This window comes from Pseudomonas abietaniphila, from assembly GCF_900100795.1.
GTDB classification, from domain to species: Bacteria; Pseudomonadota; Gammaproteobacteria; order Pseudomonadales; family Pseudomonadaceae; genus Aquipseudomonas; species Aquipseudomonas abietaniphila.
In genome coordinates, this window is the sequence record NZ_FNCO01000017.1 from 117,187 (window position 1) to 136,819 (window position 19,633).

General features: G+C 60.0%; 18 protein-coding genes. 6 read left to right on the forward strand and 12 right to left on the reverse strand.

The window, feature by feature from the left end; translation table 11 throughout:
• Positions 1–168: 168 nt before the first annotated feature.
• The 11 genes from astD to acs all read right to left on the reverse strand — a co-directional run bounded on the left by astD (position 169) and on the right by acs (position 13,511).
• Positions 169–1,638, reverse strand: a complete 1,470-nt coding sequence (gene astD, locus BLS87_RS26480; RefSeq protein WP_167362108.1) for a succinylglutamate-semialdehyde dehydrogenase — start codon at positions 1,636–1,638, stop codon at positions 169–171.
• Positions 1,635–2,660 (reverse strand): arginine N-succinyltransferase, encoded by a 1,026-nt coding sequence (astA, locus tag BLS87_RS26485; RefSeq protein ID WP_074757286.1) that lies wholly within the window; start codon positions 2,658–2,660, stop codon positions 1,635–1,637. Before astA ends, astD begins: the two co-directional genes overlap by 4 nt.
• Before the next feature lie 103 nt (positions 2,661–2,763).
• Positions 2,764–3,795 carry an arginine/ornithine succinyltransferase subunit alpha gene (gene aruF, locus BLS87_RS26490; protein ID WP_074757288.1) on the reverse strand — a complete coding sequence of 344 codons (1,032 nt, stop codon included), beginning with the start codon at positions 3,793–3,795 and terminating at the stop codon, positions 2,764–2,766.
• A 175-nt stretch (positions 3,796–3,970) separates the two neighbouring features.
• Positions 3,971–5,191 carry an aspartate aminotransferase family protein gene (locus tag BLS87_RS26495; RefSeq protein ID WP_074757290.1) on the reverse strand — a complete coding sequence of 407 codons (1,221 nt, stop codon included), beginning with the start codon at positions 5,189–5,191 and terminating at the stop codon, positions 3,971–3,973.
• A 424-nt stretch (positions 5,192–5,615) separates the two neighbouring features.
• Complete coding sequence (locus tag BLS87_RS26500; RefSeq protein ID WP_074757292.1) at positions 5,616–6,605, reverse strand: GlxA family transcriptional regulator; 990 nt, start codon at positions 6,603–6,605, stop codon at positions 5,616–5,618.
• A 147-nt stretch (positions 6,606–6,752) separates the two neighbouring features.
• Complete coding sequence (locus BLS87_RS26505; protein WP_074757293.1) at positions 6,753–7,517, reverse strand: ABC transporter ATP-binding protein; 765 nt, start codon at positions 7,515–7,517, stop codon at positions 6,753–6,755.
• Between the two features lie 21 nt (positions 7,518–7,538).
• On the reverse strand, positions 7,539–8,651 hold the full coding sequence (locus BLS87_RS26510; RefSeq protein ID WP_074757295.1) for a succinylglutamate desuccinylase/aspartoacylase family protein: 1,113 nt from the start codon (positions 8,649–8,651) through the stop codon (positions 7,539–7,541).
• Between the two features lies 1 nt (position 8,652).
• Entirely contained in the window at positions 8,653–9,351 is a 699-nt protein-coding gene (locus BLS87_RS26515) for an ABC transporter permease (RefSeq protein ID WP_074757297.1), read from the reverse strand.
• Positions 9,348–10,037 carry an ABC transporter permease gene (locus tag BLS87_RS26520; RefSeq protein WP_074757299.1) on the reverse strand — a complete coding sequence of 230 codons (690 nt, stop codon included), beginning with the start codon at positions 10,035–10,037 and terminating at the stop codon, positions 9,348–9,350. Before BLS87_RS26520 ends, BLS87_RS26515 begins: the two co-directional genes overlap by 4 nt.
• Before the next feature lie 90 nt (positions 10,038–10,127).
• A complete protein-coding gene (locus BLS87_RS26525; protein ID WP_074757301.1) occupies positions 10,128–10,904 on the reverse strand; it encodes an ABC transporter substrate-binding protein in 777 nt (258 codons plus the stop codon).
• A 651-nt stretch (positions 10,905–11,555) separates the two neighbouring features.
• Positions 11,556–13,511 (reverse strand): acetate--CoA ligase, encoded by a 1,956-nt coding sequence (acs, locus tag BLS87_RS26530; protein ID WP_074757303.1) that lies wholly within the window; start codon positions 13,509–13,511, stop codon positions 11,556–11,558.
• 450 nt (positions 13,512–13,961) lie between these two features.
• Here acs and BLS87_RS26535 point away from each other — a divergent pair, with 450 nt between their 5' ends.
• Positions 13,962–14,228, forward strand: a complete 267-nt coding sequence (locus BLS87_RS26535; RefSeq protein ID WP_074757305.1) for a DUF2790 domain-containing protein — start codon at positions 13,962–13,964, stop codon at positions 14,226–14,228.
• Positions 14,229–14,310: 82 nt separating this feature from the next.
• Here BLS87_RS26535 and BLS87_RS26540 read toward each other — a convergent pair whose 3' ends face one another.
• Complete coding sequence (locus BLS87_RS26540; RefSeq protein ID WP_074757307.1) at positions 14,311–15,864, reverse strand: sigma-54-dependent transcriptional regulator; 1,554 nt, start codon at positions 15,862–15,864, stop codon at positions 14,311–14,313.
• 285 nt (positions 15,865–16,149) lie between these two features.
• Between BLS87_RS26540 and phhA the strand changes: the two genes are divergently transcribed.
• The 5 genes from phhA (at position 16,150) to BLS87_RS26560 (ending at position 19,518) form a co-directional block, all read left to right on the forward strand.
• Entirely contained in the window at positions 16,150–16,938 is a 789-nt protein-coding gene (gene phhA / locus BLS87_RS26545) for a phenylalanine 4-monooxygenase (RefSeq protein WP_074757309.1), read from the forward strand.
• 14 nt (positions 16,939–16,952) lie between these two features.
• Complete coding sequence (locus tag BLS87_RS26550) at positions 16,953–17,309, forward strand: 4a-hydroxytetrahydrobiopterin dehydratase (protein WP_074757311.1); 357 nt, start codon at positions 16,953–16,955, stop codon at positions 17,307–17,309.
• Positions 17,310–18,506, forward strand: coding sequence for an amino acid aminotransferase (locus tag BLS87_RS26555; RefSeq protein WP_074757313.1), 1,197 nt, complete (start codon positions 17,310–17,312; stop codon positions 18,504–18,506).
• A 618-nt stretch (positions 18,507–19,124) separates the two neighbouring features.
• Positions 19,125–19,262 carry a hypothetical protein gene (locus BLS87_RS34285; RefSeq protein WP_167362109.1) on the forward strand — a complete coding sequence of 46 codons (138 nt, stop codon included), beginning with the start codon at positions 19,125–19,127 and terminating at the stop codon, positions 19,260–19,262.
• 76 nt (positions 19,263–19,338) lie between these two features.
• Positions 19,339–19,518, forward strand: coding sequence for a hypothetical protein (locus tag BLS87_RS26560; RefSeq protein ID WP_074757315.1), 180 nt, complete (start codon positions 19,339–19,341; stop codon positions 19,516–19,518).
• Positions 19,519–19,633 lie beyond the last annotated feature (115 nt).

Genomic DNA, 19,633 nt, shown 5'->3' on the forward strand with positions numbered 1-19,633 from the left:
GCTCCGTGGATCTGTTTTTATGTGCACATTCTTTATCTGGCACCGCCATCTCCTGTAGGAGCCGGCTTGCTGGCGAATGCGGTATCTCAGTTACATCAAGGGTGGCTGACCTACCGTGTTCGCCAGCAAGCCGGCTCCTACAGAGTTCAGTGGCCGATTCCAACCGGTTCAGGACAGGCTTATGCCCGGCGTCAAGCTGGAAGGCAAAGTCAACGTGCCGGCCTCAAGCGACGCCACCGGATACGCGCAATAGTCCGCAGCATAATAGGCACTGGCGCGATGGTTGCCCGACGCACCGACCCCACCGAACGGCGCGGTACTCGCCGCGCCCGTCAGCTGCTTGTTCCAGTTGACGATACCGGCCCGGCTTTGCAGCCAGAACTGCTGATAGCGTTCCTGAGAATCCGACAGCAACCCCGCCGCCAAACCATACTGGGTGGCGTTCGCCTCCTCGATGGCCGCGTCAAAATCAGCGTAGCGAATCACTTGCAGCAAAGGGCCGAACAGCTCTTCGTCAGGACGATCGCTCACATCACTGACATCCAGAATGCCCGGGGTCAGCAACGCCGATTGCGTCTCTGGCTGGGTCATTTCCAGCAACGCCACGGCGCCATTGGCGAGCAGTTGCTCCTGAGCATCGAGCAACGCCTGAGCGGCGCGCAGGGAAATCACCGACCCCATGAACGGCGCAGGCTGCTGATCGAAGGCACCGACCTGAATCGTCGCGGTCACTTCGACCAGTCGCGCCATGAACGCATCGCCCCATGCGCCTTCCGGCACCAGCAGACGGCGGGCGCACGTGCAGCGCTGACCGGCGGATATGAACGCCGACTGGATCACCGTGTACACCGCGGCGTCCACGTCAGCGACCTGATCGACGACGAGGGGATTATTACCACCCATTTCCAGGGCAAGAATCTTGTCCGGGCGACCGGCGAATTGCTGATGCAAGGAATTGCCGGTGCGGCTGGACCCGGTGAAAAACAGACCATCGATGCCTGAATGGGCCGCCAGCGCGATGCCGGTTTCCCGCGCGCCCTGAACAAGGTTCAACACGCCGGCGGGCAGCCCGGCGTCGATCCAGCACTGGACGGTCAGCTCGGCGACTTTCGGCGTCAGCTCGCTCGGCTTGAACACCACCGCGTTGCCCGCCAGCAATGCGGGCACGATATGCCCGTTGGGCAGGTGACCCGGAAAGTTGTAAGGCCCGAACACGGCGACCACACCATGGGGCTTGTGGCGCAGCACAGCGGTGGCGTCGCCCAGCGGGCCGCTCTTCTCGCCGGTACGCTCGCGGTAGCTCTGAATCGAGATCGCCACCTTGTTGACCATGCTGGTCACTTCCGTGGCGGACTCCCACAGCGGTTTGCCGGTTTCCTCACCGATGCATCGGGCGATTTCGTCCGTGCGGCCTTTCAGCGTGGCGGCGAAGTTTTCCAGCACCCCGATGCGCGCGTCCAGTGTCAGCGAAGCCCAGGCCGGAAATGCCTGACGCGCAGCGTTGACCGCCGAATCGACTTGCTCGGTGTTCGCAGCCTGACCGGACCAGATCACCTGTTGCGTAACCGGGTTCAGCGACTCGAACGGCTCGCCCTGCCCGGCTTGCCAGGCGCCAGCGATATAAAGCGTATTCATCAAATGCCCTCCCGAGCAGGCGACAGAGGCACTGCACGCACCTGATCGCCCGCATTCAGGCGCAGGCGCTTGGCGGTTTTAGGATCGACCACCAGCGTGCCAGCGGCAAACCGCGCCGGAGCGGCCGTTACGCGGCAGTCCTCGCGTTTGCGGTTGTGGATAAGAAACGGCGTAGCGTCGTCACCCGGCGTGCCGACCGCCAGCACCAGTGCCTGGCTGTCACGCACTGCGCGGATCTTGCTGGTTTCGCACTCGATGGCAGGGCCCGCGTCGAAAATGTCGACGTAGCCCTGATAACTGAAGCCTTCGCCCTTGAGCATGGTCAGCGCCGGTTCGGTGCTGGTGTGTACACGACCGATGACATTGCGCGCGGCCTCCGACAGGAAGCAGCTGTACAGCGGGAATTTCGGCATCAATTCGGCGATGAACGCGCGATTGCCGACGCCGGTCAGATAATCCGCCTGGCTGAACTCCATCTTGAAGAAGTGACGGCCCAGGCTTTCCCAAAACGGCGAGTGCCCTTCCTCATCGGACATGCCGCGCATCTCGGCAATGATCTTCGACCCGAACAGCTCAGGGAATTCGGCAATGAACAGCATCCGTGCCTTGGACAGCAAGCGGCCGTTGAGGCCGTTGCGGTAATCGGCATGCAGGAACAATGAGCACAACTCGGAGTTGCCGGTCAGGTCGTTGGCCAGGAACAGCGTCGGGATTTCGCGGTAGATGTTCAGCTCTTGAGACGCGCTGACGGTCAGGCCCACGCGGTAGTTGTACCAAGGCTCACGCAGACCGACCGCACCCGCGATGGCGGAAATGCCCACCACACGACCGTCATCGTCCTCAAGGACAAACAGGTAGTCGGTGTCACCCCGCTCGGCCTCGCCGCGGAAGGTTTTTTCGGCCCAGCCGACCCGGTGCGCCAGACGCTCTTCATTAGCCGGCAGCGTGGTCAGGCCTGCGCCTGTGCTGCGCGCCAACTCGATCAGCGCCGGAAGGTCACTGCTGCGTACGGGACGAACGATCATGCTTTCTCCTCAACCCGGTTCTCTGCTTGAAGAACCGGCGAACTCAAACCCGCGATACGGCGTCAGGCTGTGACTCTCGCACTGACCGCCGACGACTCAACTGTCAAACCGCAACGATGCGCACACTCGCGCCTTCGCCGACGCCCAATGCCTCGGCGGCCGCCAGACTCAGGGTGACCGGCTTACCCGGCACCCAATCGAGCTCCAGCATGACCGCGCGGTAGTCCTGCAACTGGCTGTTGGCGACCAGATAAGGACGGCCGCCCTTGACCGCGTCGCCGCTGCTGACAGGGTCAACCTTGACCGGCACGACGCGGCTCTGGGCAATCGAACGAATGCCGGAAACACGGGCATGCAGGGTCGGACCGCCGTCGAAGATGTCGATGTAATGGTCGGTCTCGAAGCCTTCACGCATCAGGATGTCGAAGGTGATCTGCGCACGCGGATGCACCTGACCCATCGCTTCCTGAGCTTCGTCGGGCAGCAGGGGCACGTAGATCGGATAGTGCGGCATCAGTTCGGCGAGGAAGGTCCGGCTCTTCAAACCGCACAAACGCTCGGCCTCGGCGTAATTGAGGTCGAAGAAGTTGCGACCGATGGCGTCCCAGAACGGTGAGTCGCCGTTCTCGTCGCTGTAACCGACGATCTCGGTCACCACCGAATCGGCGAAGCGCTCGGGATGGGCCGCGACGAACAGCAGACGTGCACGGGAGTTGAGCTCCGACCACAGGGTCCCGACCAGCTCCGGCAAGACGTAGAAGCTGGTGAGCAGGCTGTTGCCGGTCAGGTCGTGGCACTGCGAGAGCACGTGGATCTTGTTGTGGATCTTCAGCTCGCGAGAGGCGTGAACGAAGGTCTCGTTGCGGAAACTGTAGAACGGCTCGGAATAGCCCGCCGAGGCGACAATCCCGGAACAGCCCACCAGACGCCCGGTGTCGGTGTCTTCCAGCACAAAGAAATAGGTTTCCTCGCCGTTGAAGCTGACCTCGGCGGCGAACGACGCTTCGGAAGCGGCGATCTTGTCACTCAAACGTCCAGCGTCATCCGGAAGGGATGTGACACCAATCGGGCTGTCCGCGGCGAGTCGTTGAACCTCGCTCAGATCAGCCATTTGCGCGGGGCGCATCACCAGCATGGTGTCACTCCTTGAGAAAAACAGGCCGGTTGTCCGGCATGTGAAAAAGAAAAAACAAATATGGAAATAGCGCAATTCGTAGGAGCCGGCTTGCTGGCGAACGCGGAGTGTCAGTCAATGCACACGTTGCTGATAAACCGCATTCGCCAGCAAGCCGGCTCCTACAAGGGATGCATCAAGCCTTGGTCAACTTCGCCACGGCGCGCTCGAAGCGGTCCAGGCCTTCGGTAATGTCCGCATCGTCGATCACCAGACTTGGCGCAAAACGCACGACATCAGGGCCGGCCTGCAGAATCATCACGCCTTCGTGTTCGGCGGCGTTGAAGAACTCCTTGGCCTTGCCTTTCCAAGCGTCGGTCAGCACGCAGCCGATCAACAGGCCCAGGCCACGCACTTCGCTGAACACGCCGTATTGCTGGCCGATTTTCTCCAGGCGCGCCTTGAACAGGTCGTGCTTGGCGTTAACGCCCGCCAATACTTCTGGCGTGTTGACGACGTCGATCACCGCTTCGCCCACTGAGCACGCCAGCGGGTTGCCGCCGTACGTGGTGCCGTGAACGCCGACGGCCAGGTGCTTGGCGAGTTTTTCGGTGGTCAGCATGGCCGCCATCGGGAAACCACCGCCAATGCTCTTGGCGCTGGAAAGGATGTCCGGAGTGACGCCGTAATGCATGTACGCAAACAGGTGGCCGCTGCGGCCCATGCCGCTCTGCACTTCGTCGAAGACCAGCAGCGCGTTGTGCTCGTCACACAGCGTGCGTGCGCCTTGCAGGTATTCAAGCTCGGCGGGCAGCACACCGCCTTCGCCCTGAATCGGCTCCAGCACGACGGCGCAGGTTTTGTCGCTGACAGCGGCTTTCAGCGCCGCGAGGTCGTTGTACGGCACGTGGGTGATGCCGGTGATCTTCGGGCCGAAACCGTCGGAGTACTTCGGCTGACCGCCCACGCTGACGGTAAACAGGGTGCGACCGTGGAAGCTGTTCAGCGCGGCAACGATTTCGTACTTCTCGGTGCCATACAGGTCGTGAGCCACGCGACGGGCCAGCTTGAAGGCCGCTTCGTTGGCTTCGGCGCCGGAGTTACAGAAGAACACGCGCTCGGCGAACGTGGCGTCGACCAGCTTTTTGGCCAGGCGCAACGCAGGTTCGTTGGTGAATACGTTGGAGACGTGCCACAGCTTGTTGGCTTGCTCGGTCAGTGCGCCGACCAGCGCCGGATGGGCGTGGCCCAGCACGTTGACTGCGATGCCGCCGGAGAAATCAACCAGTTCACGACCCGATTGATCCCAGACGCGGGAACCCTGGCCGCGCACCGGAATGAACGCTGCGGGGGCGTAGTTGGGGACCATCACCTGGTCAAAATCGGCACGTTGCACCGGAACTTGCTCAACGGACATCGGAGTCTCCTGAAGAGGAACGCCTGCCTGGGACTGGCGAGCGATGGGAGGATTGTAAGGACTGATTTCGGTCGGGCCTTGCCGCCAAGCGACAACTTCTTATAGCGCCAAACCGGCTTTTTCCGCGGCTTTCGGCAATGCGACAAATAGCGTCGGAAAGGCGCAGTTTAAACGTTGGGCGACGGTTGTAGCAGCGTCGTGTCGATTTGATTTACTGAAGCACTAAAGCAGAAATAGTAGAGCTCGATTTGAAGCAGGGCCTGGATTGGGCGCACAGGAACAAGGATTTCAGCGGCGCCTTAGCATCCTGTGGGAGCGAATTCATTCGCGAGACGGCCTTACATCCAGCCGACCTCTGTCGCCCGAAACATTTTTCGCGAATAAATTCGCTCCCACAGGGATTCGAATCCGCTTGAAGACTTGCTTATCCGCGCTCGGCAGGCACCGAGGACAATTCGAACGGGCTGCTGCTGCGGCGCTGGTTGCGGTCTTCGCGAGGGGTGGCACCGAAGAAATTGCGGTAGGCGCTGGAGAAGTGGGGGCCTGAGGAGAAACCGCAGGAGAGGCCGATCTGGATGATCGATTTGCTGGTCTGCATCAGCATCTGCCGCGCCTTGTTCAGGCGCAACTCAAGGTAATACTGACTGGGCACGCGGTTGAGGTACTGCTTGAAAATCCGCTCCAGCTGTCGTCGCGACACGCAGACGTGCTGGGCGATTTCATCGGTGGTCAACGGCTCTTCGATGTTGGCCTCCATCAACAGCACAGCCTGGGTCAGCTTCGGATGGCTGGAGCCCAAACGGTTCTGCAACGGAATGCGCTGACGCTCGCCACCTTCACGAATGCGTTCGACCACCAGTTCCTCGGAAACCGCACCGGCCAGCTCTGCGCCATGATCTCGCGCCAGCACCGCCAGCAGCAGGTCCAGCACCGACATGCCGCCGCACGCGGTCAGGCGATCACGGTCCCAGTCGAACAGATGACTGGTGGCGATGACCTTGGGGAAACGCTCGGCGAAATCATCCTGCCAGCGCCAGTGCACCGCCGCCCGGTAACCGTCCAGCAACCCCAACTGCGCCAGCGGATAAACCCCCGCCGACAGACCGCCAATCACACAGCCCGCACGCACCAGTTGTTTGAGCGCACCGGCCAGTGCTGACGCCATGGGCGCTGGCGGCTCATCGGCGAGCAGGAACACTTTCTGACACCCTTCGAGACGACCGCCCCACGGCTCACCCGGCAATTGCCAGCTGGCACCGTCAACCGCCGTGGCGGGCTCTGCCTGCATGAACGTCAGTTCGTAAACCACGTCGGGATGAACGCGCTGAGCAACACGCAGGGCTTCCTCCGCCAGTGCCAGCGTCAGGGCTTTGGTACCGGGCCAGATAAGAAATCCAATTCGATGGGCAGTCATGGCGTGCAATCCGAAACGTGTCGCTGTTATGGGCCGCACGGCAAGCGTGCGGTAAATCTCTTGCGCTCAGTTCATGGCAGCGGTTTGGGTGACGCGCAGCATGAACTGTTCTGACACAAAACGCACCGTTCGAGACGGTGCCGATCCCTACTTCAAACTGCCGGACAGGAACTGCTGCAGCCGCTCCGACTTCGGATTAACCAGCACTTCGCGCGGGTCTCCGCTCTCTTCGACCAGACCCTTGTGCAGGAAGATCAACTGGTTCGACACCTCGCGGGCAAAGCCCATTTCGTGGGTCACCACCACCATGGTGCGGCCTTCCTGCGCCAGCGCCTGCATGACTTTCAGTACGTCACCCACCAACTCCGGGTCCAGCGCTGAGGTAGGCTCGTCGAACAGCATGACCTCAGGCTCCATGGCCAGCGCCCGGGCAATCGCAACCCGCTGCTGCTCGCCACCGGACATGTGCCCCGGGTAGGCATCCTTGCGATGGGCCACGCCCACTTTGTTCAAGTAATGCTCGGCCTTTTCCAGCGCTTCTTTCTTCGACACGCCGAGCACATGGATCGGGGCCTCGATGATGTTTTCCAGGGCCGTCATGTGCGACCACAGGTTGAAGTGCTGGAACACCATCGACAGGCGCGACCGCATGCGCTGCAGCTGTTTGGGGTCGGCGGCCTTAAGCCCGCCGTCCTTGTTGTCGACCAGTTTCAGCTCTTCGTTGTTGAGCAGAATGCGGCCAGACTTAGGTTGTTCCAGCAAATTGATGCAGCGCAGAAACGTACTTTTGCCCGAGCCGCTGGAGCCGATGATGCTGATCACATCGCCCGCCTTGGCGGTGAGCGAAACGCCTTTGAGCACTTCGTGACTGCCGTAGCACTTGTGCAGGTCCTGGACTTCCAGTTTGTTCATGATGTCGGTTCTCACAAGTAATCAGTCACTGAGCAAGCGGCCGGTGCGCAACGGGGTACGACCCGCCACTTTGGCCATCCAGTAGCCCGGCTGGGCATAACGCAGTTTTTCGATGGCGAACAACACGCCTGCCGTCCCCGCGCACACGGTGGTCGCGCGATCGTTCAAGGGGTCGATGACTTCGAACAGCGGTTCGCCAGGCTCGACCCATGCTCCGGCCGGGCGCAGGAATGTCAGGACGCCCGCGTGCGGCGCGTAGATCATTTCGGTGCCTTCGAACGGCATGCCTTCGCAGGCTTCGAACGCCGGCTGCGGCCACTCACCGCTGATCAAACCGTGCTCGGCGAGGAACGCCAGGATGCCTTCGGCGTAAGCTTCGGCGTCGGCCTTGCCGGTGTTGGTCTGGCCGCCCAGTTCCAGGGTGGTGGACATGCACGCCAGCGGGATCTGTGCATCCGCAAACTGCTTGGCCAGCCTCAGCCATGGTAACGAGCAGGCTTCGTCGAACGAGCTGCCGCCGGAGTCTTCAGCCAGCAAACCGACACTCACGCCCAGGTGCGCCGACAATGAACGCCATTGCGGCCAGTGCTGCGGCAAGGCGTACATGTGCAGCGACGCGTCGGTGTCGCAGTGCAGATCCAGCACGATGTCTGCCGTGCAGGCATGGCTCAGCAACACGCGCTGCATGCCGGCGAGTTCGCTGCCCGCGGGCGGCAACTGGTCAAGCACATCGACCATGGCCTGACGAATCAGCTTCACGTTCGCGTGCGCATCGTCGCCCAGCTTGCCCGCCAGGCGCTCGGCGACCGGCTCACTCAGTTCAGTGAAGTCGCGGTTGAAATTCTTGCCGCTGCCGTATTCGAATCGGCCCTGATGATTGCCTTGCAGCAATTGACCCAGACCGATCGGGTTGGCGACCGGCACCAGCTCGATGACACCGTTGAGCAGGCCCTGCTCTTCCAGTTGAGTCAGGCGCTTTTTGAGCTCCCAGGCGGTGCGCATGCCGGGTAATTCGTCAGCGTGCAGGCTGGCCTGAATGTAGGCCTTGCGCCCGCCCTCGCCGAAGCGAAAGACGCTCAGGGTGCGTTCCGTGCCCAAGGTGCTCCAGGGCAGGCTGTGATCGATGCGTTGCATATCAGTGCTTCCTCGGTGCGAGGTAACTGAGCCAGCGGCGCTCGGCCAGCTTGAACAGTTTCACCAGAATGAAAGTCAGGCACAGGTAAAACACGCCGGCGGTGATGTAGGCCTCGAAGGGCAGATAGAACTGCGCATTGACGGTGCGCGCCGCGCCGGTGATGTCGATCAGCGTGACGATGGAGGCCAGACTCGTGGTCTGCAGCATCATGATCACTTCGTTGCTGTATTGCGGCAGCGCCCGGCGCAAGGCCGACGGCAGCAGAATGCGGCGGTACATCTTGGCCTTCGACATGCCCATCGCCCGAGCGGCTTCGATCTCGCCGGGCGGTGTGGACTTGAGGCTGCCGGCGATGATCTCGGCGGTGTAGGCGCTGGTGTTGATGGCGAACGCCAGGCACGCGCAGAACGTCGCGCTCGACAGCCACGGCCAGAGGATGCTCGCGCGCACCGCTTCGAATTGCGCCAGACCGTAATAGATCAGGAACAACTGCACCAGCATCGGCGTGCCACGAATCACGTAGGTGTAGCTCCAGGCCAGCAGGTTGACCCAGGCGACCTTGGACACGCGCATCAAGCCCAGCGGCAATGCCGCCAACAGGCCGAAGAACAGCGACAGCGCGAGCAATTTGAGGGTGATCAACAGACCGCCGAAGTACAGCGGCAGGCTTTCCCAGACGACGTTGTAATCGAAGATCATAGGTCTGCCACCCTTACGCCGGCCGAGTAGCGTTTTTCGATAAAGCGCAGTACCAGCAGCGAGACACTGGTGATCACCAGGTACATGGCCGCGACTGCGAGGAAGAAAGTGAAGGGTTCGCGGGTGGCATCCGCCGCCTGCTTGGCCTTGAACATCATGTCTTGCAGACCGACCACGGATATCAGCGCGGTGGCCTTGGTCAGCACCAGCCAGTTGTTGGTGAACCCCGGGATCGCCAGACGAATCATCTGCGGCACCAGGATGCGGAAGAACACCCGCGAGCTGCTCATGCCGTAGGCCATACCGGCTTCGGCCTGCCCTTTGGGAATCGCCATGAAAGCGCCACGGAAGGTTTCCGAGAGGTACGCACCAAAAATGAAACCCAGCGTACCGATGCCGGCCATCAGCGGGTTCAGATCGATGTAATCGTCGTGACCCAGCAGGGGCGCGACGCGGTTGAGCAGGTCCTGACCGCCGTAGAAAATCAGCAGGATCAGCACCAGGTCAGGAATGCCACGAATGACCGTGGAGTACAGATCGCCCAGCCAGGCCAGCCAGCGCACCGGCGACAGGCGCAGCGACACGCCGATCAGACCGAGCACGATCGCCAGTGCCATGGAGCACAGAGCGAGTTGCAGGGTCAGCCATGCACCGTCGAGGATGACGGCTCCGTAGCCTTTCAACATGTTGTTTGGCCCTCGAGCGCGGGATAGAAAAATGGCGCAATCAGGAGGATCGAATACCCACTGCTTGCGCCATCAGGTGCTGGCTTCGACTTACTGGCCGTAGATGTCGAAGTTGAAGTACTTGTCTTGAATGGCCTTGTATTTGCCGTTGGCACGGATGGCTGCGATGGCTGCGTTGATCTTGTCCAGATCGGCCTTGTCGCCTTTGCGAACCGCGATGCCGACGCCGTCGCCGAAGTAGTTGACGTCGGTGAACGCCGGGCCGACAAACGCATAGCCCTTGCCTGAATCAGTGTTCAGGAAGCCGTCCTGCAACAGGGTGGCGTCTGCAACGGTACCGTCAAGACGACCGGCACCGATGTCCAGGTAGATCTCGTTCTGCGAGCTGTATGGCTTGATTTCAGCGCCCAGTGGAGCCAGGACTTCCTTGGCGAAACGCTCGTGGATCGAACCACGCTGCACACCGATGTTCTTGCCCTTGAGTTCGGTCAGGCCGTCGCTGACGACGGTGCCTTGCTTCATGACCAGACGGGCCGGGGTGTTGTAGTACTTGTTGGTGAAGTCGACGGACTTCTTGCGGTCTTCGGTGATGGACATCGAGGACAGGATGGCGTCGATCTTGCGCACTTTCAGCGCAGGGATCAGGCCGTCGAACTCTTGCTCGACCCAGACGCACTTGACCTTCATCTCTTCGCACAGGGCGTTCCCGATGTCGTAGTCGAAACCGACGATGCTGCCATCAGGCGCTTTCGAGGCGAATGGAGGGTACGCCGCTTCGATGCCGATTTTCAGTGGCTTTTCATCGGCGAACACCGGCTGTGCCAATACGGACAGCGCCAGCGCACCCAGCAGCATGAGCTTTTTCATTCTTGGAACTCCATCGGTATAACGCGACAAATGGCAGTGAGCGAAACGCTCAATGTGCAGAAGGAATAACTGAAATTGCGACGCGAGGTGCCATCGAGTCTCAGGGCTCGACAAGCCTTCGGCGAGTGATCGGCATTTTAGCGACAGGTTGAAAGTCGATATTTCTTCAATGCGACAACTAGTTACAGAAGCACTGGAAATGCCGATCAGCCTGATTGACAGCCCCAGGCGTTTATGCAAGAGGCTCTTTTGGCAAACCTATCAACGAAGCAAATAACGCGCCCATTATTGGCAAAGCCTTCTAATCCGGCAAGTCTGGCGTGGAGGCACGCCGGTTTGAGGCGATGAAGTGCATCAATTTCGGGGTGAAATGCCCCACCCAGGTGCGCAGGGTGACAGCCTGAGGGGGACGGTAACAAATCGATATATATCCCGGTTTCCAATCCCCCTATTGTCCCTGTAGGAGCTGCTGGAGGTTACGACAGTGGCGAACGCGGCCTGCCTGACACTCCGCATTCGCCACTGTCGTAACCTCCAGCAGCTCCTACAGGGATGAGTGCGCTTTCACTAAGAGAATGCTGATCCTGAGGGACAGTCATAAAAACGCCCCGCCCGGCTTTCACCGAACGGGGCGCTTTCGACCGCTGAGCGTCAGGCGACGTTCATGGTCTTGTGGGTTTCGACCAGATGCGCCACCACACCCGGGTCGGCCAGCGTGGAGATATCGCCCAGCGCGTCGTACTCGCCCGTTGCAATCTTGCGCAGGATGCGGCGCATGATCTTCCCGGAGCGGGTCTTCGGCAGGCCCGGCGCCCACTGAATCACGTCAGGTGAGGCAATCGGGCCGATTTCCTTACGCACCCAGTTACGCAGTTCGATGCGCAGCGCTTCGTCCGGCACTTCACCGCCGTTCAGGGTGACGTAGACATAAATGCCCTGCCCTTTCAGATCATGGGGCACACCGACCACGGCCGCTTCTGCGACTTTCGGGTGCGCCACCATCGCGCTTTCGATTTCGGCAGTCCCCATGCGGTGGCCGGAGACGTTGAGCACGTCGTCCACGCGCCCGGTGATCCAGTAGTAGCCGTCCTCGTCGCGACGCGCGCCGTCACCCGTGAAGTACATGCCGCGGAAGGTCTTGAAGTAGGTGTCGACGAAACGGTCGTGGTCGCCGTACAGCGTGCGCGACTGGCCCGGCCAGGAATCGAGAATCACTAGATTGCCTTCGGCCGCGCCTTCGATCAGGTTGCCCAGGTTATCCACAAGCGCCGGAATCACACCGAAGAACGGACGGGTCGCCGAGCCTGGCTTGAGCGCGGTGGCGCCTGGCAACGGGCTGATCAGGATGCCGCCGGTTTCGGTCTGCCACCAGGTGTCGACGATCGGGCAGTTTTTCTTGCCCACGGTGTTGTAGTACCAGTTCCAGGCTTCCGGGTTGATCGGCTCGCCCACCGAACCCAACAGACGCAGGCTCGAACCGTCAGCGCCTTCAACGGCCTTGGTGCCTTCGGCCATCATGGCGCGAATGGCGGTTGGCGCGGTGTAGAGGATGTTGACTTTGTGCTTGTCGATGATTTTCGACATGCGGGTGATGTCCGGGTAGTTCGGAATGCCTTCGAACAGCAGCGTGGTCGCGCCGTTGGCCAGCGGGCCGTAGACGATGTAGCTGTGGCCGGTGACCCAGCCCACGTCGGCGGTACACCAATAGACTTCACCCGGCTTGTAGTCGAACACGCGTTCATGGGTCAGCGCGGCGTACAGCAGATAGCCTGCGGTGGTGTGCAGCACGCCTTTCGGTTTGCCGGTAGACCCCGAGGTGTAGAGGATGAACAGGGATTCTTCGGCGCCCATTTCTTTCGGGGCGCAGGTGGCCGATGCCACTTCCAGCAGGGTGTGGTACCAGATGTCGCGATGACGGTTCCACTCGATCTCGCCACCGGTGCGCTTGCAGACGATGACTTTCTGGACGCTGCTGGTTTCCGGGTTGGTGAGTGCACGGTCGACATTGGACTTGAGCGCCGTGCGCTTGCCGCCACGCAGACCTTCGTCAGCGGTGATCACCACTTTCGACTTGCAGTCGATGATGCGACCGGCCAGGGCCTCAGGTGAGAAGCCGCCGAACACGACCGAGTGAATCGCACCGATGCGGGCACACGCCAGCATGGCGACCACGGCTTCGGGGATCATGGGCATGTAGATCGTGACGACGTCGCCACGGTGCACATCCTGGCCGCGCAAGGCGTTGGCGAACTTGCACACTTCTTCATGCAGTTCGCGGTAGGTGATGTTGCGGCTTTCGGAAGGATCGTCGCCCTCCCAGATGATTGCGACCTGATCGCCTCGTTCGGCCAGATGGCGATCCAGGCAGTTGTAGGAAACGTTCAGGGTGCCATCGGCGAACCACTTGATGTCGACGCGGTGATCGTCGAAGGAGGTCTGTTTGACGGTGGTGAAAGGCTTGATCCAATCCAGGCGCTTGGCCTGCTCACGCCAGAAGCCATCGGGATTGACCACCGACTGCTGGTACATGGCCTTGTAGGTCGCCTCGTCAGTCAGCGTGTTTGCTGCCACTTCAGGGCGAACGGGGTACAGGGAAGCCGCACTCATCTTTCTTACCTCGGTGGAAATGTTGTTTTTGTATGGAACCGTTGTATCCGCCGATGGCCGCGAAAGCCATTCGACGATGGTCTTACCGGACCTCAGCATAACGCCGAAAAGCGCTCAAATGCGCCATTTGTGGCAAATCTTCATGTATGAACTACGACCAAAGCACTATAAAACTGAAGGCCCGCGAGACCGCTTCAGCGATTGTTGCGCATTTGCTCAATAGTCTTTATCAGAATGGTTTCTATATGAATCCATGACAGCCACTTAGAATTCATCTCGCCAACACGGCAAATGATTGACAACTAACAGCCCCCCCACACTGGCCTGTCAATCAACAACCCATCACGTAAATAACTGGCTTCACGCAGAGCCCCACAAGGGTTCTGTGCACCCTGCCGAATGGAATTCCTGTTTCGCAGCGTTGATGAAGCAACCAAGAGGAAACATGTAATGAAAGCTGCACTGGTTGTAATGGCTCTTTGTGGTTTCAGCGCCGCGGCAATGGCGCAGGACGGACCGAGTGAGATTTCCAGCCAAGCACAACCCGTCGAGCAATACACGTACTCGACTCATCTGGACATTGCCAAAGTCATCTCCGTGGACGAAGTGCCCAACGTCTGCAGCGTCGTGCCACAGCACATGACGTACGAAGACTCTCAGGGCAAGCGCCATGTACTGGAATACCAGGTCATGGGCAACGGGTGCAGCAACGGATAATCAAAACGTTTTATATGAACGCCCTGACGATTGTCATCGCCGGGGCGTATTTAATATTCAATAACTCCCCTCCCGCACGGACTTAACTCTTATCGACACCATACTGCTTTAACTTGTTGGCAATCGTGGTATGAGAAACACCCAGTCGTTTACCCAATAATCGACTGCTTGGATGCGCCGCATATAAGTGTTCAAGTACCGCTTTTTCAAAGCGCCCGACAATATCCTCCAGCCCGCCCTCCAGCGAAAAGTCCCCGAGCGGTTGTGGCGCGCCATAATCCGGCAGACGAATGTGCTCGGCCTTGACCACCCCGCCCTCGCACAACGAGACCGCCTGAAACAGTACGTTTTCCAACTGCCGCACGTTGCCGGGCCAATGGTATTGGCCGAGACGGATCATCGCGCCCGGAGCGATCTTTGGCAGCGGACAACCGATCTGCCGACTCGCCTGATCGAGGAAATGCTGCACCAGGGGTTCCAGACCGTCGAGGCATTCACGCAGCGGCGGGATGTGCAATGACAGCACGTTAAGCCGGTGATAAAGGTCCTGCCGGAACTCGCCGCGCGCGCACAACTCCGAGAGGTCCACTTGCGTCGCGCAGATCACCCGTACGTCCAGATAAACCTCTTCGTCGCTGCCGACCCGGCGAAAGCAGCCCTCTTGCAGATAACGCAAAAGCTTCGCCTGCAAGCGCGCACTCATTTCCGCGACGCCGTCGAGGAACAATGTGCCGCCCGCCGTGAGTTCCAGCAGGCCGAGTTTGCCCTCGACCCGCGCGCCCTCGAAGGCACCCGGCCCGTAACCGAACAGCTCGGTTTCTGCCATCGACTCGGACAGGCCCGCGCAATTGAGCGCCATCATCGGCGACTGCCCGCGCGGGCTGGCCAGATGACAGGCGCGGGCCAGCAATTCTTTGCCGGTCCCCGTTTCGCCCTCTATTAACAGGGGCGCGTCCAGCGGCGCCATGCGACGCGCCTCGCGCACCACTGCCGCCATGACTTTCGAGCTTTGGAAGATGCTGTCGAAACCGCGCAACTCCTGCTTGCGCACGTTATAGATGTGCTCACCCACGCGGTCCGCGCGATGCAGGGTGAGCACGGCACCGGCCATCGCTTCGCTGTCCTCATGCTCGGACTGCAGCGGCGCGATGTCCGCAAGAAAAACGTCGCCCTTCACCTTCACCCGCAGGCCATTGATGCGCGAACGATTGGCGCGCACCAATTGTGGCAAATCGAAATCTTCGGCATAGCGGGAGAGCGGAATACCCGGCACCTCATCCACGCGCACGCCAAGCAGTTGTGCCGCCGAGCGATTTGCCGCCACGATCGACCCGTTCATGTCGATGGACAGCACCGGAAATTCCAACGCGCCGAGCAGGGCGTTCAGCTCCATATGCCGACGCTCACTCGGCATCAGTCCCACACGCTTTACGCCAAACACACCCGCAATGGTCTCGAACTTCGGCACCAGCGCCTGGAACTGAAGATTGACCAAATTGGGACAGCGCAGATAAATCGCATCGCCGTGTTCACCGCCGACTTCGCCGCCAGAGACGTTGACACCATAGGAAACCAGCAACTCAAGGATGTCGCGCAGGATCCCGACGCGGTTTTGGCAGTGCACTTTGATGCGCATGGGCAGTCGACTCTTCTAAGCAGGAAAGCTTTCTAGCAGGGAAGGTTTTTGTCATGAAGCGAAGTTTATCGTCAAGATTACGTTACAGCGCAAGCGGATCAGCGGCAGGAATGCTGCAGATTTCAGGCTTTACTCATACAGGTGTCAGGTTTTCTTTACGGTATTGATGCAGTTCTGGAAGTCACTACGGCGTTGACACCGCTGCAAACGGCATGAAAAACGTTATCTATAGCGTCAGGCACCTTGCCTCGCTCCAGATAACAAAAAGCCATTCAGGAGAGCAGCATGAGCACGCAGTACGTCGCCCGTGAACCGGATGCCGTCGGGTTTATCGACTACCCCGACGCCGAGCATGCCGTGTGGAATACGCTGATCACCCGCCAGTTGAAGGTGATCGAAGGCCGCGCCTGCCAGGAATACCTGGACGGCATCGAGCAATTGAACCTGCCTCACGACCGGATTCCTCAACTGGGCGAAATCAATCGGGTGCTGGACAGCACCACGGGCTGGCAAGTCGCCCGCGTGCCCGCGCTGATTCCCTTCCAGACCTTCTTCGAACTGCTGGCCAGCAAGCGATTTCCCGTGGCCACGTTCATTCGCAGCGAAGAAGAACTGGATTACCTGCAAGAGCCCGACATCTTTCATGAAGTCTTCGGACACTGCCCGCTGCTGACCAACCCCTGGTTTGCGGAATTTACCCACACCTACGGCAAGCTCGGGCTGGCAGCCAGCAAAGAGCAGCGCGTGTACCTTGCCCGCCTTTACTGGATGACCATCGAATTCGGGTTGGTTGAGACCGTGCAGGGGCGCAAGATTTACGGCGGAGGAATTCTTTCCTCGCCGAAGGAGACCGTGTACAGCTTGTCCGAAACACCCGAGCATCAAGCCTTCGACCCGATCGAAGCGATGCGCACGCCCTACCGCATCGACATCCTGCAGCCGCTGTATTTCGTACTGCCGGAGCTCAAGCGTCTGTTCGACCTCGCCCACGAAGACATCATGGGCATGGTCCAGACTGCCACGCAGCTGGGGCTGCATGCCCCTCGCTTCCCCCCTAAAACAAAAGCCGCCTGAACAGGACACCCTTTATGACCTCCCTCAACCAAGCCCACTGCGAAGCCTGCCGCGCCGACGCGCCTCACGTCAGCGAAGCCGAACTGCCAGAGTTGCTCCGCCAGATTCCCGACTGGAACATCGAAGTTCGTGACGGCGTGATGCAGCTGGAGAAAGTCTTTCTGTTCAAGAATTTCAAATTTGCGCTGGCGTTTACCAACGCGGTCGGCGAAATTGCCGAAGCCGAAGGTCATCACCCCGGTCTTCTGACCGAGTGGGGCAAAGTGACCGTGACCTGGTGGAGCCATTCCATCAAAGGGCTGCACCGCAACGACTTCATCATGGCCGCCCGCACCGACGAGGTGGCCAAAGGCGCCGAGGGCCGTAAGTAAATGCATTTTTCACAGATTCAGCGTGTACCGGATGATCCGATCCTGGGCTTGATCCAGGCCTATGCCAACGACCCGAACCCGAACAAGTTCGACCTGGGCGTTGGCGTGTACAAGGACGCGCAAGGCCTGACCACCATCCCGCGCGCGGTCAAGCTGGCCGAACAGCGTCTGGTGGATTCGCAACCGACCAAGACCTACATCGGTGGCCACGGCGAACCGCGATTCGGCACGTTGATCTGTGAACTGGTGATGGGCGCCGATTCGCCGTTGATCACGACCAAACGCGTCGGCGCTACTCAGACGCCGGGCGGCACCGGCGCTTTGCGATTGTCGGCTGACTTCATCGCCAACTGCCTTCCGGGCAAGGGCATCTGGCTCAGCGATCCGACCTGGCCAATTCATGAAACGATCTACGCCGCGGCCGGTTTGAAGGTCAACCACTACCCGTACGTGGGCAGCGACAACACGCTCAATGTTCCGGCCATGCTGGAAACGCTGAACACCGTCCCGGAAGGCGACGTCGTGCTGCTGCATGCCTGCTGCCACAACCCGACCGGATTCGACCTCGGCCACGATGACTGGCTTGAAGTGTTGAAGATCGTCAAGCGCCGCAACCTGCTGCCACTGATCGATTTCGCCTACCAGGGTTTCGGTGATGGCTTGCAGGAAGACGCTTGGGCCGTCCGCCTGTTCGCCGCCGAACTGCCGGAACTGCTGATCACCAGCTCCTGCTCCAAAAACTTCGGCCTGTACCGCGAACGCACCGGCGCGTTGCTGGTGTGTGCCGACAGCACCGACAAACTGATGGATGTGCGCAGCCAACTGTCGGCCACCGCGCGCAACCTGTGGTCCAACCCGCCGGACCACGGCGCCGCTGTTGTTGCTGAGATCCTGGGCGATCCAGAACTCAAAGCGCTGTGGGCCGACGAAGTGGAAGAAATGCGCAGCCGCATCGCGCAGCTGCGCCAAGGCCTGGTTGAAGCCCTGACCCCATTGGGCCTGGGCGAACGCTTCGCCCACATCGGCGTTCAGCGCGGCATGTTCTCCTACACCGGGATGAGCGACGATCAGGTCGCCCGCCTGCGCAAGGAACACAGCGTATACATGGTCGCCGCTGGCCGTGCGAACGTTGCAGGGATTGACGCTACGCGGCTGGATGCATTGGCGGCGGCGTTTGCGGAGGTCTGTAAGGACTGACCTTCGACTCCTACAGGAACGCCACCGATTTGCGCTTCAACGTGGTCCCTGTAGGAGACGTCCGAGGTTACCAGGGTAAGGCCCTCAGTTCGGACGGAGGCAGTGGATTATTCAGCCTCTGCGCTGCTGAACCACCGCATCGCCAGCAAGCCGGCTCCTACTATTTCAAAGAGTGCCACCGATTTGCGGATTGACGTGGTCCCTGTAGGAGACGTCCGAGGTTACGAGGGTAAGGGCCGCAGTTCGGACGAAGGCGGTGGATTATTCAGTCTCTGTGCTGCTGAACCACCGCATCGCCAGCAAGCCGGCTCCTACAGTTTCAAAGCGTGCCACCGATTTGCGGATTAACGTGGTTCCTGTAGGAGACGTCCGAGGTTACGAGGGCAGCGAATGCGGTGGGCCATTTAGCGTCAATGCCGCTGACCCGCCGCAACCGTTGCAGCACCGCCCGGGCAAACGCGCCACTAGAGAACTTTGGTTGTAGGACTCAATCGCCACTACATGACCAACGGCCAGCATTAAAAGTCTGTTTGTCATCTCGTGTGCTGTATCCTCCCTAAGCGTTTTTTGGACGCGCTGTTCAAACCAGCAGCAACAAAACTTGTGAGGAGCGACGCTATGCATGAAATCCCAAACTTCCCCTTCCCAAGCCAAAACCAGCAAAGCGCAGCAGCCCGTCAGGAACTCGGTCAGCCGATCGAGATGAAAGCCAGCGGGAAAAGTGGTGATAGCAAGAAAGCCCAAGGCCAACGCTGAAGGCTGATTTCAGCCCCTATGCAAGAGCGTCTCTCAGGCGTACTTCCATAAGGGCTGATTGCTTTGAGATGACTCGATGAACGAATTTAATGAAACACAGGCTCAGGCCTTGATCGGCACCGCCGAGAAGATGATTGAAATCTGGGCACGTCTGAGCCCGGAAAAACAGAACGCGTTGCTGGCCCGCTTCGGCACTCAGGAAAACGCGCTCGCTGCTTTGGTCACGACGCAACTCGTGGCACCCGCCGCCCAATAATCATAAAAGCCGTTATCGGCACCCCGCGTTCGGTTCATCCTTCTGCTGCCGTGAGCGAAGCCTTCTGCTGCCATCAGCCAGCAAGCCTCGTTATCATGTGTGGCATCGCTTGGCT

Coding starts and splice junctions, on each gene's coding strand:
- astA (WP_074757286.1), bottom strand. CDS start 2,660: ATGATCGTTCGTCCCGTACGCAGCAGTGACCTTCCGGCGCTGATCGAG.
- aruF (WP_074757288.1), bottom strand. CDS start 3,795: ATGCTGGTGATGCGCCCCGCGCAAATGGCTGATCTGAGCGAGGTTCAA.
- BLS87_RS26495 (WP_074757290.1), bottom strand. CDS start 5,191: ATGTCCGTTGAGCAAGTTCCGGTGCAACGTGCCGATTTTGACCAGGTG.
- BLS87_RS26500 (WP_074757292.1), bottom strand. CDS start 6,605: ATGACTGCCCATCGAATTGGATTTCTTATCTGGCCCGGTACCAAAGCC.
- BLS87_RS26505 (WP_074757293.1), bottom strand. CDS start 7,517: ATGAACAAACTGGAAGTCCAGGACCTGCACAAGTGCTACGGCAGTCAC.
- BLS87_RS26510 (WP_074757295.1), bottom strand. CDS start 8,651: ATGCAACGCATCGATCACAGCCTGCCCTGGAGCACCTTGGGCACGGAA.
- BLS87_RS26515 (WP_074757297.1), bottom strand. CDS start 9,351: ATGATCTTCGATTACAACGTCGTCTGGGAAAGCCTGCCGCTGTACTTC.
- BLS87_RS26520 (WP_074757299.1), bottom strand. CDS start 10,037: ATGTTGAAAGGCTACGGAGCCGTCATCCTCGACGGTGCATGGCTGACC.
- BLS87_RS26525 (WP_074757301.1), bottom strand. CDS start 10,904: ATGAAAAAGCTCATGCTGCTGGGTGCGCTGGCGCTGTCCGTATTGGCA.
- acs (WP_074757303.1), bottom strand. CDS start 13,511: ATGAGTGCGGCTTCCCTGTACCCCGTTCGCCCTGAAGTGGCAGCAAAC.
- BLS87_RS26535 (WP_074757305.1), top strand. CDS start 13,962: ATGAAAGCTGCACTGGTTGTAATGGCTCTTTGTGGTTTCAGCGCCGCG.
- BLS87_RS26540 (WP_074757307.1), bottom strand. CDS start 15,864: ATGCGCATCAAAGTGCACTGCCAAAACCGCGTCGGGATCCTGCGCGAC.
- phhA (WP_074757309.1), top strand. CDS start 16,150: ATGAGCACGCAGTACGTCGCCCGTGAACCGGATGCCGTCGGGTTTATC.
- BLS87_RS26550 (WP_074757311.1), top strand. CDS start 16,953: ATGACCTCCCTCAACCAAGCCCACTGCGAAGCCTGCCGCGCCGACGCG.
- BLS87_RS26555 (WP_074757313.1), top strand. CDS start 17,310: ATGCATTTTTCACAGATTCAGCGTGTACCGGATGATCCGATCCTGGGC.
- BLS87_RS34285 (WP_167362109.1), top strand. CDS start 19,125: ATGCATGAAATCCCAAACTTCCCCTTCCCAAGCCAAAACCAGCAAAGC.
- BLS87_RS26560 (WP_074757315.1), top strand. CDS start 19,339: ATGAACGAATTTAATGAAACACAGGCTCAGGCCTTGATCGGCACCGCC.